At 45.0% G+C, this 16,657-nt stretch carries 15 protein-coding genes; 4 read left to right on the top strand and 11 right to left on the bottom strand.

Annotation, left to right across the window (positions count from 1 at the left end):
• Positions 1-216: 216 nt before the first annotated feature.
• Positions 217-1,119, bottom strand: a complete 903-nt coding sequence (locus tag E6C74_RS18595) for a LysR family transcriptional regulator (protein ID WP_136487549.1) — start codon at positions 1,117-1,119, stop codon at positions 217-219.
• A 146-nt stretch (positions 1,120-1,265) separates the two neighbouring features.
• On the opposite strand from E6C74_RS18595, the gene E6C74_RS18590 reads away from it, so the two are divergent.
• The 4 genes from E6C74_RS18590 (at position 1,266) to E6C74_RS18575 (ending at position 4,491) form a co-directional block, all read left to right on the top strand.
• Positions 1,266-2,138 carry an MBL fold metallo-hydrolase gene (locus tag E6C74_RS18590; protein ID WP_136487548.1) on the top strand — a complete coding sequence of 291 codons (873 nt, stop codon included), beginning with the start codon at positions 1,266-1,268 and terminating at the stop codon, positions 2,136-2,138.
• 65 nt (positions 2,139-2,203) lie between these two features.
• On the top strand, positions 2,204-2,533 hold the full coding sequence (locus tag E6C74_RS18585; RefSeq protein ID WP_136487547.1) for a hypothetical protein: 330 nt from the start codon (positions 2,204-2,206) through the stop codon (positions 2,531-2,533).
• Between the two features lie 25 nt (positions 2,534-2,558).
• Positions 2,559-3,176, top strand: a complete 618-nt coding sequence (locus E6C74_RS18580; RefSeq protein ID WP_136487546.1) for a GNAT family N-acetyltransferase — start codon at positions 2,559-2,561, stop codon at positions 3,174-3,176.
• An 82-nt stretch (positions 3,177-3,258) separates the two neighbouring features.
• A complete protein-coding gene (locus E6C74_RS18575) occupies positions 3,259-4,491 on the top strand; it encodes a multidrug effflux MFS transporter (RefSeq protein WP_136487545.1) in 1,233 nt (410 codons plus the stop codon).
• Positions 4,492-4,741: 250 nt separating this feature from the next.
• Here the strand turns inward: E6C74_RS18575 and E6C74_RS18570 are convergent, their stop codons facing one another.
• The 10 genes from E6C74_RS18570 to E6C74_RS18525 form a co-directional block, all read right to left on the bottom strand.
• Positions 4,742-5,575 (bottom strand): hypothetical protein, encoded by an 834-nt coding sequence (locus E6C74_RS18570; RefSeq protein WP_136487544.1) that lies wholly within the window; start codon positions 5,573-5,575, stop codon positions 4,742-4,744.
• A gap of 109 nt (positions 5,576-5,684) precedes the next feature.
• A complete protein-coding gene (locus tag E6C74_RS18565; RefSeq protein WP_136487543.1) occupies positions 5,685-6,347 on the bottom strand; it encodes a hypothetical protein in 663 nt (220 codons plus the stop codon).
• 260 nt (positions 6,348-6,607) lie between these two features.
• Positions 6,608-8,746: an AAA family ATPase gene (locus E6C74_RS18560; protein ID WP_240798221.1), complete on the bottom strand. Its 2,139-nt coding sequence runs from the start codon at positions 8,744-8,746 to the stop codon at positions 6,608-6,610.
• Between the two features lie 23 nt (positions 8,747-8,769).
• Positions 8,770-9,207, bottom strand: coding sequence for a VPA1267 family protein (locus E6C74_RS18555; RefSeq protein ID WP_102484573.1), 438 nt, complete (start codon positions 9,205-9,207; stop codon positions 8,770-8,772).
• The gene (gene gmtX / locus E6C74_RS18550) at positions 9,207-9,884 is read right to left on the bottom strand and encodes a gamma-mobile-trio protein GmtX (RefSeq protein ID WP_136487541.1); all 678 of its coding nucleotides are present in this window, start codon (positions 9,882-9,884) and stop codon (positions 9,207-9,209) included. The genes E6C74_RS18555 and gmtX overlap by 1 nt, the downstream gene beginning before the upstream one ends.
• A complete protein-coding gene (locus E6C74_RS18545) occupies positions 9,884-12,541 on the bottom strand; it encodes an integrase family protein (protein ID WP_136487540.1) in 2,658 nt (885 codons plus the stop codon). Before E6C74_RS18545 ends, gmtX begins: the two co-directional genes overlap by 1 nt.
• A complete protein-coding gene (gene gmtY / locus E6C74_RS18540) occupies positions 12,541-13,998 on the bottom strand; it encodes a gamma-mobile-trio recombinase GmtY (protein WP_136487539.1) in 1,458 nt (485 codons plus the stop codon). The genes E6C74_RS18545 and gmtY overlap by 1 nt, the downstream gene beginning before the upstream one ends.
• Before the next feature lie 152 nt (positions 13,999-14,150).
• Positions 14,151-14,501 carry a DUF2750 domain-containing protein gene (locus tag E6C74_RS18535; RefSeq protein ID WP_136487538.1) on the bottom strand — a complete coding sequence of 117 codons (351 nt, stop codon included), beginning with the start codon at positions 14,499-14,501 and terminating at the stop codon, positions 14,151-14,153.
• Positions 14,502-14,710: 209 nt separating this feature from the next.
• A complete protein-coding gene (locus tag E6C74_RS18530; RefSeq protein ID WP_136487537.1) occupies positions 14,711-15,271 on the bottom strand; it encodes a DUF1415 domain-containing protein in 561 nt (186 codons plus the stop codon).
• Positions 15,272-15,375: 104 nt separating this feature from the next.
• Positions 15,376-16,602, bottom strand: coding sequence for an MFS transporter (locus E6C74_RS18525; RefSeq protein WP_136487536.1), 1,227 nt, complete (start codon positions 16,600-16,602; stop codon positions 15,376-15,378).
• Between the last annotated feature and the right edge of the window lie 55 nt (positions 16,603-16,657).

Raw genomic sequence — 16,657 nt, 5'->3', positions numbered from 1 at the left:
TTTATTTGATTACTTTAAAAGGTACGCTAATGAGTCCCGTCAATTTCCCTCGGTAGTTATTGTAATGACAAAGTCGCTTGGTAATTAAGGTACGACAGAATCGCTTGGTGATCACACACGTAAAAGTACCTTCGTAACTCAGTTTTGGACATAACCGTGTTACCTGTCTTGCTAAATTAGCGGGTAATGGATTAGTGAAAGAATGGAAAACCTTTACTAAATAGACGACCAATCAGGTGATGTCGCCATCTCTTCAGCCAGAAAATCAATAAAGCCTCGTTGAAGCGGTGTCACTTGTTTACGATTGGCATACACCGCATATACTCCTAAGGGTCTCGGCTCCCATTCGGTTAGCAGCTCAACCAGCTGACCACTTTCTATCAGAGGTTTAGCTGCAGCGACTGGCTGTAAACTGATTCCATGTCCCTTTGTTGTCGCTGCCAACAATACTTCAGATAAGTTCGAACTAACATTGCCTGATATTGCGACGGATTCTGGCCCGTTCGGACCATCAAAAACCCACGCTGCTTTTCCATAGTAGGCAAAAGATAAACAGTTAAAGTAAGCCAGTGATTGGACATCGGCAGGCTTACCTCTTCTCTTGATATAGTCAGGTGCCGCACAAACAACCGAACGGCATTCTCCAATACGCTTTGCTACGACATTTGGCTCTAGGTCATTAGTAATACGAATTGCCAGATCAATTCGCGACTCAACCAAATTGACAGGGTCGTCAGTGGTAAGAATATCAATAGAAGTCTGAGGCCAGTTCTCTATAAACTTACCAACTGCATCAATAAGAAAACTTTCCACAAGAGACAAACTGGTTGTCAGCCTTAGTTGACCTTTTAACTCCGTAGAATTCTGACTACGAATATTTTCAAGAGATTCTGTCATTCCTAAAAGCTGATGAGCAACATTTAAAGTTTGTTCTCCAGCGGAGGTCAGGCTCAGGCGCCGGGTTGTTCGGTGTAAAAGCCGCGTATCCATCCAGGTTTCGAGTTCAGCAAGGTAACGAGATACTTTCGCCCGGGAAATGTCTAATTTGTCAGCTGCCCCGCTTAAGCTTCCTTGCTCAACAATCGTTGAAAAAACACTGAGAGCTGTAAGCCTATCCATATCCACCACCTTATTAGACCGAAAAATGAAACAGTAATAATCGAATTATAGGGTATTTGCGTTAATTATAAACCAATATAATCGTCTCCATTGAACAAACACGCGCATTACGTGTTTTCGTTAAACAACACAAGTAAAGGTCACCTATGAAAAAACTAACAACAACTCTTACTGCTGGCGCACTACTTCTATCAGGTCAGGCTCTGGCGTCAGATCTAACGTTGCAACAATACAAACCAGGCGAAGACGCGATCTTCCCAGTCACATCTACATTGGTAAGCGGCCAGAAAGATGCGATTTTATTTGATGCTCAATTTAGCCTTAGCGACGGCCAGGCTCTGGTTAATATGATTAAAGAAAGTCACAAAGAACTAACCATGATTTACATCACGGCTGGTGACCCAGACTACTACTTCGGCCTGCAACCACTATTAAAAGCATTCCCGGATGTTAAAGTGGTTTCAAGTCCTTCAATTGTTGAACACATTAAGGACACCAAAGACGCGAAACTAGAACACTGGGGACCAATCCTCGGTGACGATGTCCCGACAGAACTGTTCGTTCCTCAGCCATCTGAGCAAACAACATTCTCACTTGAAGGCCACGATATCGAAGTTAAAGAAATGGGCACATACCAGGCTTATATGTGGATTCCATCACTAAAAACTGTCTTTGGTGGTGTGTCACTAACCTCTGGCATGCATGTTTGGACTGCAGATACACAAACAGAACAGGCTCGTGGTGCCTGGGTTCAGTCACTGGAGAACATGAAATCGCTTAACCCTGAACTGGTTATTCCTGCTCACTACTTAGGTGATGCACCTGAGAAAGATGAAGCGATTGATTTTACAATCGAGTACCTGAAAACATTCGAAGCTGCATTATCTGAAGCGGACCAACTTGAAAGCAAAAAATCAGAAAAAGTCATTTCTATTATGAAAGAGGCTTACCCAGAGCTACCAGGTGAAAGCGACTTAGAACTTGGCAGCCAGGTAAACACTGGCGAAATGGAATGGTAATTAGCCATTAATTAGCACTTAAGAGTCAGTCAAAAACTGGCTGGCTCTCTTAAGGAGGATGCACTATGAATCCCCAATTAACTCAATTATCAGGGCTGAGATTCCAAATCGACTACCCTGACTTTTCATTTGAAAACCAATATCTGGATGAAAAGACGATTGTATGGAAATCGATCAACGGTCCATCAATGACAGGTAAAGCCGCCGGAGAAGAAGTGACCGAGCAGGCAACGGTTATAAACTTAGCCGTGAATCAATTCCTTGTCAGTTGGGTAGAAGAGAGTGGTTTAGGTGTCACGCAACATCTTAACTTCAGCTCAGGTCAAATCCATTCTCTGATCCGTGATGATAAAAACATCATCGCCGAAACAGGCAAGTTAACCATTCTGAATTGAACCAAACAACAAAAGCAGGTTAAAAATGACGCATATTCACTACCGTAAAGCCGTTCAGCAAGACTTCGAGACGATTGCCGGTATGTTCGCCGCCAATATGGATCTTAGTGTATTCACTTCAGTAAGAGACGCAGACGCTCTTGAACACCTGGCAACCATTTTTGTTGCCGGTGATTTTATGCGCAGTACTTTTATTGAAATAGCAGAACACGACGGAAAAATATGCGGCGTCATCTTAGGTTCAACCAGATTGACTCGAGAAAAGGCGGTAGAATTTGACTACAAAGGGGTTGTCAAACAAGCTAAAGCTGCATTACAAACAACGGCTGCCGGCCAACAAGTGCTTAGAGAACTGAAGCAACAACAAAAATCGTTTGGTCAGATGCCGGAACATGATTGTGACAGTGAGCTATTGTTTTTCTGTGTCGACAACAATTATCGTCGTCACCAAATTGGGACCACCTTAGTCAATGCATTTGAGCATTATTTATCAAACATGAATGCGAAAGGCTACTCATTGCACACGGACAATAAATGTAGCTATCAATACTACGAAAAAAATGGATATCAACGTATTGATACCCGCACTAACAGTTATGATCCTCAGGTGGAACACTACACCTACATCAAAACTCTCGTTTAGAACCTGCAACCGGATATAGATAAAATCAAGAACATAATCCTGATTATTTATCTGTATCCAAAGCAAATCAGGAATTTATTATATGACAACTAAAACTCACTCATCCCAAACCGTGAGTATGTTGCTGGTTACACTGTTGGCTTTACTAACAGCGTTAGATGCTATGGCTATTGATCTGTATTTACCCGCAATGCCAACTATTGCAGAAGCACTACAAGTTTCACCAGGTGAAGTCCAGCAGACACTGGCTGTCTTTTTAGCCGGTTTGGCCATTGGACAGGGTATCTATGGGCCTTTGCTCGACAGATTCGGCCGTAGAAGCCCATTGCTGATTGGTGTCGGAATTTTTGTTGCTGGTTCTGTTATCGCAGCTCTTTCACCATCGATAGAATGGCTTCTAGTTGCCCGCTTTGTTCAAGCATTAGGTGCAGCGGCAGGCCTGGTCGCACCGAGAGCTATTATTGATGATCTATATGAGTTAGAAGATTCGGCACGTATGCAATCCATTCTAATGCAAGTAATGATGGTTGCGCCTATCGCAGCCCCAATTCTCGGTGGGGTACTACTTCTTCACTGGCAATGGAGTAGTATTTTCTGGGTAATGGCAATACTTGGGTTGCTTGGTTTAGTATGGGGAGCTAAAACGGTACCAAACTCTCAACCGGTAGAAGAACGAGTATCACTGAGTATAAAAGCAATAATCCATGGCTATGGCGGGTTACTTCTACAACCACGATTTGTCCTTTATACAATCGCAAGTGGTTTAGTACTTGGATCCTTTTTCTCTTATATCAGTGGCTCTTCTTTTGTCTTCATTGAATACTTTAAATTAAGTGCAACGCAGTACAGTCAAATATTTGCCGCCAACTCTGTTGGGCTTGTTATCGGTGGTGCAATCAGCAATCAACTGATCAAGCGTGGTTTATCAACCCACAAAATTATGATACTTGGTACTCTCGGTTATACACTGTTCGCTTTCCTATTGCTGGTTGTCGTTGAGTTTTCTCTCTCTTCACTGCTCAGTTATGCTGCATTACTCAGTTTAACTATTGCGTGTTTAGGTCTTGTATTCGGCAACTTAGTCGCCTTAACCATGAATGCTTCAACATCACCGGCTGGTGTAACGTCTGCGATGATGGGTATGGCACAATACCTTCTGTCTGCCGTTATCGGATTTATGGTTAGCCTGACACCAACCAGTATTGTTCAGCTTCCAGCGACAATTGCAATTTGTGGAGCGATAACCATCCTACTTTGTATCATTGCACCAAACCTCAGACCACAATCTTCCAATTTAAGAACAATACAGGGTTGAATTTAAATAAAGTTAGATACTTACAAATCAAGTAAGGCGAGGGTCAACTCGCCTTATGTCGAGCATTAGATAAATTTAGTCAAATAATGTTCGACCCCGTTCTAGAGAAACAGCCATAAACACGGAATGGGGCATAAACGTGCTAGCAATGATCACGCAAGCACATCTCTGGACAAAGACGTGTCAGTGACTCTTCTAATTTAGCTATTTATGGATTACTCTGGGTGAGGCAAGCTGTGCGATAGTTTTGTTATAAGCAATTTTCACGTTCGCACGCCATTAGCATTCCAGATGTAGTAAAAGTAAAATTATCATCACTAGCTATATGCAATGTACCGTTACTGTACACGTAGTAAATTGCATAAAGAACTGGCAACTGGTAGTGACGACTACCAATGCCTTTCGGCTTACTCATAAGCTCTTCTTCTAACTCATCTTCTTCTTGTTCTAAAACTAGAGAAAGAATTTTAAGTATTTGCCATAGCTGCAAACTGTTAGAAGGCATACTTATCACCATGTTGGTAGACCGACGCCTCCTTTGTTCGATAAATGACATCATTTCAGAATCAAAGTTGGATAACTTATCACTACTTGAATAGAGATCTTCTAGCGTCTCAATAATTTCAAAGTAATCTTGAGAACCATCAAGTCCCAATGCTTCATTAAGACTTGTTCGCTTCAATGTCTCGTAGGTTACATCAAGAGCTAACTTTTTTTCTTTTAGATGCTCAGTCGCAACATCTCCCTGACTAGCCTCAGTTATGATTGCATCTAAATATGCGATTAAAATACTTGCTGAATTCTTGGTTACAGTGAAATCTGACCGCCCAACATAATCTATTAGCCTATAACTGAGGTCTTTTAAACGAGTGTACTTTTCTTCTTTTTCCTTATCTTTTTTCTGAGAAATAAACGTATGAACAGCCCAAAGAAACACAGCAACTGTTGCGGCTTTTGATGCTACATCGATCCATGTTAAAAAACCTGAGTTTAATTCAAGAAAAACTGTCGAGATAGCTGATAAAATTAAAAGGACACCTTGAAACAACAAGATCGATACCAATGAAATTATAACTACTTGCACAATTCCCCCTTAGCTTATAACGCAGAACATCAGGTGCGCCTCGATGACTCACCAAGCACGCAGAACCCATTAAAAAACAACCAGCGTAACGCGTTCACCTTGATATTTTTTATGCTTTTTCCTGTGACTTACGTCTAAAGTGGTGATTAGGTGTACAAATCATATTAGTGTCCGAACTAATTTTATGAGTAACCGCATACACTGATTTTAACTGCGTCGAAACACCAGTAATAGCTGTATAGAGCTGAAACAAAGACACCTGCTCTGAAATCGACTGATTAATAACGCTCAACTTTTTACGCTTATCAACGTCTGAATGAAAAAAGTCAGAATTAAACCAAAGATTAATTATTTCTCGGTTGCTTACGGGGTGCCCCATTGAGTCACTCATATCACAACCGTTCATCAGTCCATTGTACTGCTTGCGCACTAAATCGAGGTAATTGCATGCCCACTCATCTTTGGCTCGTTTTCTCAAAAGGCTAATAACCGATTCCAGCTTTGTTGGCTCTTTTTCGGCATAGAAAAATCGGAATTTAAGTGCAAGGTTTTGAATATGGTCTAGATCTGGAGTATTAGCTTCAAACGTTGCTTTTTTTACTTCTGGATCGTCTGATATTGCATGTTTCGCGATGGCTCCAACGTAATAACGCTTCATTGCGTTTGCGAAGCTTTCCACTCTTCGCCTAAACTCATATATGCGAAACAACTCTTCTTTAGAAAGTGGTTCAAGCTCACTTTCTCGACTTATCAAATAATCAGGAATGTGCATCTTTTTCCTTGAGGAATAACACTTTATAGGTGGCATTTTTCTGTGTTTGCATTCCGTCTATGTTGCTTCAATTTATTATGAAACTCAACCAGTATCCGTTTGTTGCGCGAATTGAAGATAGATTTCATGAAGAAAATACCAAAACTTTCCGTACAAGTTCCCAGAACATGGATTAGAAAATTTTGATCTACCTGAGTGCGCGTCTTTAGTGAAGGGCATCTACTCTAAACGATTTTGGGGCATAAATGAGTTTAAAACTGTTAACTCAACAGTTCTTTCAGGTAACTATTCCGCTTATGAGAGTGACTAGGTGCCTCGGTGATACGCTTCATATCATCTCTACTACCAACGATATGGATTTCACTTTCAGCTCTCGTAATTGCCGTATAGAGCCATGCTCTATCTACTATTCCTCCGTTTTGCAGAGCGATGATGATGCGTGGAAACTGTGACCCTTGAGCTTTATGTAGGGTGATTGCGTAACCCAACTCCATGCAGTCGAGAACGGATTGTGTTATTTCGACCTTTTCACCTGTATCTAGCGTCACTTCACCGTAACTATCACCAGAAGGTTTGGCGTTGGTTAGAATACCAAGTGAGCCGTTCTGAATACCTTTGTCGTAATGATTCTGAGTAAATAACACCGCATCATTCATGCGAAGTGGCAAAAAGAACTTATCACCATTGATTTCGAACTTAAGGTTAGTGCTATCTGGGTTAACGGCTTGTTGGGTGAGTTTATTGATTTCTGATACGAGTGCCTTGGTTGGAGCCATGACGCGACTGTTTTCAGGACACTGTTGGTAAAGTTCACAACAGACTTTGGCAATGTCTGTTTTACTGGTTTCGTGAAAGTGTATTGCTCCCGAACTTAATCGATCAGGCATCACACCTTGATTGATGAGCTTTGAGTATTCGGGGATACCCGTTGAACCTTCCTGTCTCTTGACGATATCTAACATCGTATTAGCCACCGTTTTTGCTTCAACGATGTCTGCCAACACCTTGCCGCAGCCGATTGGTGGAAGTTGGTCGGGGTCGCCAGTGAATATTAATCGTACAGAGGGGTGAATGTGATTCACAAGACGATACATGGTTGGCAAGTCAATCATGCTTGCCTCATCAATCACCAGTAGGTGATTTGTTTTCTCTACACTGGGTTCTATGGGGTCTTCACGCAGTAATTTGGCAATGGTTGAGGTAACAAAACCGATGGACTCATGAAGTCTCATTGCAGCACGACCGCTGAGCGCAACGGCGTGTATTTCAAATCCAAGTTGATGATATGCCCTGAGAGCCGTTCTGAGTACCGTTGTCTTGCCTGTTCCTGCACCGCCCGTAATACAGCTTAGCGAATTATCCAGACACGTTATGACGGCTTCGATTTGTTTAGGAGTTAATTCGTAGGGAAGCTCCGCAACCGCAGAGCAATACGCAGCATTGGCGTTTTCATCAAACAAGTCATTTCGCTTATTCAGTGTTTTTAAGCGCTTGGCAACGACACTTTCCATCAGAAGTTGCGCCGTTGGATGGTAGGTTCCTGTGTCGGGGTTTAAAATGTACTGAGCTTTATCATGACCTGATTGGAACGCCTGAGTGACCAGTGCTTTGTCTTTCAATAGTTTGTTGAGGTAAGGACGCACATTGGCATGAGTGGTATAGGTGTGACCTTTTTCAATCTCCTTGCGAATCGCCATTTCCAGAGCAGCGCTGAGCCTTCTTGGGTCATCCTTCGCAACTTCGCTCTTAAAATCCATTACCTTGATAATATCTTCAATGGCACTGAACGAAAGACCAAAGCCCATCAGGGTATAAGGATTACCCTTGATAACCTCGATAGAGGCTTCGCCATGATGCTTGAGCAGCCGTTGCTGCACACTGGCGGGGATGTTGTGTTCGCTCATCCAGTTACAATGTGCCAGATTTTTGTATTTGGCGTACCCCTTAAAGAGTGCTTCTACTGAATCTTTACTCAGAATCGATGTCAGAAGCTTTCTGGACTCTGGGGTGTCATTTCTCAGTGTGGCATGGAATTCTTTACCCAAGAGCTGCCAGAGCGCTCTTGCTTTGCTTTCGCCAATACCCTTGAAGTCACTTTCTCTGGCGATAAAGCGTATCAGTTGCTCACCCGTTTCGGGTAAAGTGCATTCAATATGCTTGGGTGATTCATAAGTGTGCTGCTGCATTACATAATCACCCATCTCCATATTTTCTATCTGGCGAGCGCCTTTGACTGACCAATGCTGACCCAGCGTTGGAAGCACAGGGATGCTATCGGGGTCGGCTTTGATGGTGACGTAATACTTCCCACTATTGGTTTTGTAAGAGTCTTTCGCCAGCGGTACACCGCTGAATATCACCATCTTGGTCGAGCGATAAGGGATACTGGTTACACGCATTTGGTCTTCATGCAAAGGGGGATTCATCGTGGCATCAACCCCATTTCGGATAAGGTTTCAGATAGCTCACCAAAGCGCTCAAGTCGCTTTTCAAGCTCCTTGACCTTGGCTTTCAATTCAATGTTCTCAGCTTCTAATGACGACACTCGCTTTGAGTCGAGAAGCTTTCGATTTGCTGTGTTGTCGTAGGCTTGAGGTTTGCCCTCATTCTTCTTGGCAGCGTCGGTCAACGGTGGCAGGACACCTTTACCGCGCAGCTCATCTTCTAAGGCTTTGAGTGCTTTCTTGAGGGCAGGATTTTGGTTTAAAGCCGATTTTCCACAGCCAATACCCTTTGCCACTTCAATACGATTAAGCTGACCTCTGAACACGATTTGTTTAAACTCATCGTCCGTCTGTGTGGCTTTCCAGACCTCAAATGCCTCAAGGTTTTGTTGCGCTTTCTGCTGCCCACTTGCCATTAGTTATCTACCTCACCCAATAGCTTGCGAAGCCCTGTGACAAATCCTCTAGGGAATACTTCGCTGTTGTATTCCATGTCTTTTACCTGACCTGCCTGAGTAGTTTGCCAGTCGTTCTTTTCCATACATTCATCAGAAATGGCATACGCTAAGGCTTTTTTCTCTGATTCGGTGAGTACACCTGATAGGGATGGCAGCACTTCCACGCTTGGTTCTGCGGTGGTGTCAAACTGGCGCACAGGGCGTTTGTCGATGGTAATATTGGCGTGTTGCTTAAGCAAATTAACCTCTTTGCGGTAACGGTTACGCTCGGCAATGATTTGACCAAACAAGGCGCGTACTGCAGGGTCTGGGATGCGCTCTAACAGTTTATTATCCGCAGGGATGGATTTAGACCGTGAGGTGTTGGATAGCGGTTTTTTGGTATTGGTATTGCATTTTGCCGCCCACGCTTCGATGAGTGTTCGGTAGTGCTTGTTACGGGTAGCACGCAAAGCCTCATACGCCAATCCACCATTTTCGGCAGACACCCGTCCAATTTGCGTGATGGAGAAGTCACGCTGACCTGATTCTGCATAGGCTTTCAGTGTGTCATTGAGCTTATCGAGGTTTTGCTGCGTGCGAGGCACTTTGCCTTCTTTTAAGTCAGCCAGAATAACATCAATATCGAGTTCCATTAGTCCTCCAATAAGTTCGGTAGTGCTATGCCATCTAGGTTGATGACTTTATTACTCAGAGCATGAATACCCTGAGAGAACAGCTTGTTATCAGTCAGGTATTCACCCGCTTCGATGTAGCTCGCCACTTTGCGGAAGCCTTCGAGCTTGTCGTCAGGGTCAGCGATTTTTGCCATATGACGCAGCATGGCATTGGCAGCGATGAGTTGTTGTTTGTCGTCCATTTCCATGAAAATTGGTTCAAAGCCTTTTTTCATCAGTACACGGCTAAGTTGCATTGAACGCTTTTGAATCACAGGGGTTTTGCGCAGTTCGTCCTGCAAATCAGGGTAGAATTCTGCATCGTCACAAAGCAGTGATAAATGCAGCAACTCTGAGTCGGTTTCAATAAACTTCAGGGCATGACTGACATCTTGCTCAGAGCCAACTGCAATCAGTTTATCTTTGGTGTCATCGTCATTTCTGGCTTCTTCGACACGCATGATTTTGTTGATAAGCTCAAAGCACGCAATCCAATCTTTTGCGTATTCATCGGCTTCGACTTGCTGTTTTTCCCAGCGGCGCTGTAGGGCTTGCAGTTCATCATGCTTGATAAACGCTTTGCCTTGCTCTTCACAGAAGAACTGCTCGTCTTTCAACGCTTCCAGTTCACCCTCGATTTCCACAGATAGGTTAGCGGCTTGATGCGCTTTGTAACTCAGTTGATTGAACTGGGCATTGAGCGCAGGAAGGTAGCGTGCCTCGGTAATAAACCAGCGGCAGCGAGGGCAGTTTTCAGGCCCGTGTGGCACATTACTATAAACGCGGTTGGTAACAGCTTTTGCATCTCGAATCAAATCTCCACCGTTCCAGCAACCACCAAGGGTACTGACTTCATTCGATTTCACGGTGTTGCCACCGACCAGACACATCCCACACGAGCGCTCCTCCCAGCCTATCGGGTTGCGGTTAACCAATGCCACCTGAATGCTGCCCTCACTGTGATACACCATCTTGCATTGGATTTGCTCCATTGAGGCATCTTTGAGGAAGTTTCGCACCGATTGTTTGGATTTGGCATCCAGTGCGTCATGCGCTTCATCCATTTTCTCTGCCATCACAGATGGCGTAATTTTGTTGTAGTAGATGGTCATCAACAGGCGTGTATGACCCGCCAATAACTTAGAAATCACAGGCAGTGGCAATTGCGTGTCCATCGTATACGACGTGATGAGTGAGACTCGTAAGCTGTGAAGGGGAAAGAGTGTGGAAACCCTAATACTAGTACTTTCTGGGTAATCCACAACCAGTTTTAAGCGTTCACCGTTATCGAGTGTATTCCCATACTCTGCGAGTTGGTTTTCTAGCGTAAATAGGAGTTGATACCAGAAAGAATCTGTTGCTGTGGCCGAAATTGGCTTGTGTTTATCTTCACCCTTTGCTGAAGCATCACGAAACAAAAAGGCAATTTCGCCCATGCTTTCTAGCTGTTGCTCCGATTTCTTTTTGCCAGTGTGCTTTTTCAGCAGCGTGGTGCAGTCGGTGGGCTTTGCAATTGGGTTGTATTTTTCTTGCCAGTTACGCAGTTTTTCCAGCCAGTACAGCACTTCTTCGTTCTGCCAAGGGATGATGTAACCACGTTCCAGCTCATCTTTGTTCTGGTCGGCAGTTTTGTTGGTGTTGATATACAAGCCTGTGGAATACAGTCCTGTCATGGTGTCGTGAATGCGGCGGAAGATGCCTTTTCCGAACGGGCGTTTTTCACTGCCAAGTGCAAAATCATGTTGGCTGTTCACTACCCACTGACCTTGTTCATAGCGCCATGTATCGGCTTCACCACTGTCCAGCATCCGCACCTGATAGGTACGCAGTGGTAGATGGAGTTTCATGAAAATCACCATCGCTTTGACGGGCGACCATATTTGGTGAATGGTGATTTTCTTATCTTTACGAGTCACTTCTTTGGTACGCCACACGCAGTCAGGGTCGGACTTATCAATCAGCTCAGGCTCCACTTCGAACCAATCACCACCACTACCTTGTGCTAATTGCCCTGTTTGCTGCTGCGCCCATGTCCAATGTTTGAAATGTCGGTAGTGATAGGCAGGCAACAAGGATTCATCGTTCTTAAGGTTTTGCTCAATGACGGTCAGTTCGGTTTTATCTGGCAACGGACAAAGGATTTGGCGCAAGTCCTGAATGTAGCGAAAAGGCAAGGGATTGCGAACGGTTTCTGTCGCATTATCTTGCCGTTTGATTTTGATGAGCGGATTTTGAACCAGTGGTACTAACTTGCCATTATCATCTTCTTCCGAGAACACTTTTTCGATAACGAAGTCGATGAAATCACAAGGATAGTTCACGCCTGTTTGGATTTTATTAGGGTAATTTTGCGTTTTTTTAACCAGTTTTTCCAACTCTTCGCTAGAGCATTTGTGTCCTTGGTAGCCCTTAAAAAACAAATCTATATTGTTAATGGCATAGGGTGCATATTCAGCAAGATAGGATTCGAAGAATCGAGCCACAGCGTTTTGTTTATGGTCAATACCAGTGGTTTGTGTCGCCATCCACTCTGCTGCTAATTCCTGCCATTGCTGCCACTCAGCACCGAGCGTGGTTAGCATCCAAGAGAAGGTTAAATCCGATGAGCGTCCGTCATGTTTTCTTTTTTTCGCCATTACTTACCTCTCAATTTTGGATGTTTGCCAGTGAAGTACCCCTGTGGGTCGATGTCATCAAAGCCATGCTCAACCAGTGCTTTCCAGTCGAGTGCTTTGACTTTGGATTCAGGATTTGCCAGTTGCAGTGTCGCTTGGGTGAGTTCGTCAGAGATTTCCTGCTGACCTTTGCCTGTGTAGGGGATTTGTGAATCTAGGGACTTATGGTGCATACAGCGTTGAATCACCAGCGGGTTCAATCCTGAACGCTCTAATCGTCTACCGTAATTATGACGATGCCCGTGAGGGTCTTTACCTTCAGCCTTGTTTGGTTCTAAACCTATGCGCTTCAAACCGTTGGCGTAGTTATCATGAAATGCGTTGATGGTGTAAGGGTTGCCTAACGCGCTGTGATGAAAAGAAATAAACGCATAAGGGTGATGACAGTCGATGCAGGCGCGGTACTTTTGGTAGTTTTTCCACAGTGACATAAACACCTTGCCATAGTCAGTTGGAAACCATTGAACCTGTATGTAGTTATCTTTATGGTCAACCACACGACCTTTCCAACCGAGATGCGCGGTGCCTTTCATGCGTTGACGAGGGATACGCGCATACTTTTCTTTTAAGTACGTTTCTCTATTTTGATTTTTAGAACATACTTCAGGGTCACTTGGTGCTTTGCCATCGACTTCATTGTAAATTCGAACGATTGCACTATCTGGCTCATAGGGGTCTTCAAACACATCTGTCACCCAAAGGGTTAAAGCCTCGCTTTCGCGTAATCCGCCACCGTGCATGAGCAGGAGTATTAATTTGTCCCTGAGTGCCACTCGTGGGTCACTTGCACCACCAATACCATTGATATAAAAATCTTCCCAATGCTTTTCAGGAAAGGCGATGGCGTCATCTTCGGTTTTGGTGAGCGGTGTACGACCTTTAATGGTTCGTGCCTTGCGGATAGTTTTATTGACGGTCTTATCTTCGATATGACCAAGGAAGTCGTTTTGGTTTTTGCGATACCAAGCAGCGTAATTTAATCGCTGCTCATGAGGAGTGGCATCACGCAAGGGGTTCATAGGTACAATGCCTTGCTTGTCTGCCAACCAGTCGGTAAATGTCGTTAGTCGATGAATATGCTTATTCACGTTACTGGTTGAACTTGGCACCCAATATAAACCAGACGGGTCAATCCCATCCTCACCAATGGTTCCTGTATATAAACGTTTAGCAAATGTCTGGAAAAGTAACTTCGGATCGTCAAACAGCCCTCTATTGGCTTCCATATAGTCCAGCAACAAGGACACCGCTTTAAGAAATCCATTCATGACGGAGTTACTCACACCGTCCGCCTCTAGCTTGAGTAGGTAGTCAGTGACCGTACTTAACTCTCCTTGCTCAGTTAGCAAGATTGGCAGTTGGCTTTTGATGCCCGTATTGTCCTCTACAATCGTCGCTCTGACTTTTACTGATGACAAATCATGCTTCCCTTATACATAATGTACATATAATTGACTATATGCCTAAAGTCAGGACTGTGCAATAAAAAGGCAGATTTCTCTGCCTTAATACACAATATACACCCTTTAAGTTACTATATATAAACATCAGGCGCCTTAATTAAAAGCAATTACAGATACAGCTTGGCAAGTTCTACTGGCTCAAGCTCTTTGCCTTCCAGCGTCGCGTTCCAGTTGATACCAACCAGTACACCGTCTTCATCCAGCGTGATCAGCCAGTCTTCAACGAAGATATCAAGCGGGATTTCCAGCACTTCAAAATCGGCCCACTCTTCAACGTTATGCAGCTCTGCATCTTCTTTTGAAGACCAGAAAGGCATGACTTCGCTTTCTTCAAATTCTGTCGACTCACAAGACAACCAGCCTTCTTCATTGCGCAGACCCCAAACCAGGTTGTTTTCTTTGGACTCTTTGATGAACAGCTCAAGGTTAGCTTGAATATCTGTCGTTAATTTGCTCATTTTATTCTCTCACTAAGAATGATGGCGTAAGAGTAGCATTTTCAACGGCTAAATCCCATTAAGAATTGGTTCCTGTCCTGCCGTAACAGCAAGAAATATCCCCTTCTTACTCGAAGCTGCAGCGGTACTGGCTACAACTCCAGATTGTTTGGGTATAGCATCATTTAACCGCCTACGGATATCGGCGGTTAGCTCATCGGATAACGGAATTAACCAAACAGATAAGGAAACAGCGCTTTACGTTCGGCTTCACTCAGGTTGGAGACCCGCTCGATATTGATGTCGGGGATCGCTTCCGGGTTCGGATAGTGCTTGAGCACCTTTTCCATGCTCTCTTCGCGGATCAGGTGAAAGATCGGGTAAGGGGCGCGGTTAGTCAGGTTTTCGGCATCTTCCGGTTCGCTGCCAGCAAAGCAGTAATCCGGATGAAAAGTGGCGACCTGGTAGACACCTTCCCAGTTTTCCTGGCGGATCAGTGCTTCCACCCAGTCGATGAAGAAGTTGTAATCGGTGAAATCATGCAGCATGTCCGGCACCACTACCAGGGTGGTTTCCAGTTCGTCGGGCTGCTTGCTGTCGAGTTCCAGCAGTTGATCCAAGATATCCTGCAGCAGATCTTCTTCGCGGGTTGCGTTGCTGACCTGGATTTTGATCTGCTTATTGCGTTGGGGCTTTGCGGCAAAAGGGCACAGGTTCAGGCCAATGACTACGTCGTCTAACCATTGGTTAACGCTGGCAGCAATGGCTTGATTGTTGATGGTTGAGCTCATGTTATTTTGTCGCCTTTATCGGTAGAAATAGTGTTGCGAATAAAATTGGCGCCAAGAATAACATAATTTGTCGCTTGGATAGCGGTTGCGCGCGAGCACTAAGCTTAATTCTGGTGTGATGAGTTCAGTACTGCCGTTGCGCTGTTGTTAACGATCTTTTTCTGGCGCAGGCTCAGGCGCCAGCACAAAGTAAACAGCATCGCATACAGTGCCATACCACCGCTGGTTACCATCTCCCAACCGCCATGCTGCCAGCAATAGAGCAGGAAGAATCCGCCGATACTACCGCCGACGTAATAGTGCACCAGGTACAGGGCTGTCGCGGTGGCCTTGGCTTCGGTCGCTTTCTGGCTGACCCAGGCGTACGCCAGTGTGTGAGTAAAGAACGCGCCGAAACTGATCAGCATCAGCCCCAGCATCATAAACGGAATAGATTCAATCATCGCAATCAGCATACCGGACATACTGAGCAGAGCGCCCAGCACCATGCCCGGAATCGGCGCATAACGCCTGCTCCAGTTGGCAGTCAGTTTTGAACTCAGTGTCCCGGCCAGGTAACACAGGAAGATCAGCGAAGCCAGACCGATCGGCATGTTGTAAGGTTCAGCGACCAGACGAAAACCCATCACCGAATAGAGGTTAACAAACAAAGCGAAGTTGGTGCCGCCAATCAGCATCGCCAGCCATATTGTGCGGTTGGAAAGGTGTTTGACCAGCGCACGGTTGTGATGAAAGAACATTCCGCGCTGGGGCTTAAAGTGTGCTTGTACCGGCAGACAGAAGAGTACGATGACGGCACCGGCCAGAGTAAAGGCGGACATGGCCATCACGGCTTGCTGCCAGCCCATGGCATCGGTGAGTAGCCCGCCGACGATACGGCCGCTGATACCACCAAGGGAGTTCGCCGCAATATAACCGCCAATCGCTTTACTGAATGCTTGTGGAGACAGCTCTTCGACCATATAGGCGACGGCAACTGAGGCGAATGCAGCTAGCGCGACGCCCATTAATGCGCGTGCCAGAACCAGTACCCAGAATTCGCTGCTGATCAGCATCAGGGCGCCAATAGCCGGCATAGCGAACAGACCAAGCAACATAACGCGGCGTCGCCCAATCGCTTCGGAGCTGATCGCCCAGGGCACCAGGCTGGCGGAAAGCGCGAGTGTTGCGGCGGCGAATACCCAGTTGATCTGGGTTTCAGAGACCGCAAAGTGTTTGGCCATGTAGGGCAACATCGGCTGGAAAAGATACAAATTACAAAAGACCAGGAACGATCCGAAGGCGAGGGCGAAAGTGACTTTACGATACTGTGGACTGTGCAATTCGATCATGTTAACAACTCGGATAAGGCGGTTACGGCAATGTGATCAAACTACCAGTGTGACG

Source organism: Vibrio sp. H11 (assembly GCF_004804295.1).
Classification (GTDB): domain Bacteria; phylum Pseudomonadota; class Gammaproteobacteria; order Enterobacterales; family Vibrionaceae; genus Vibrio; species Vibrio ostreae.
Note: the sequence above shows the minus strand (reverse complement) of the source record. Positions and strands in the feature narration are given on the sequence as shown.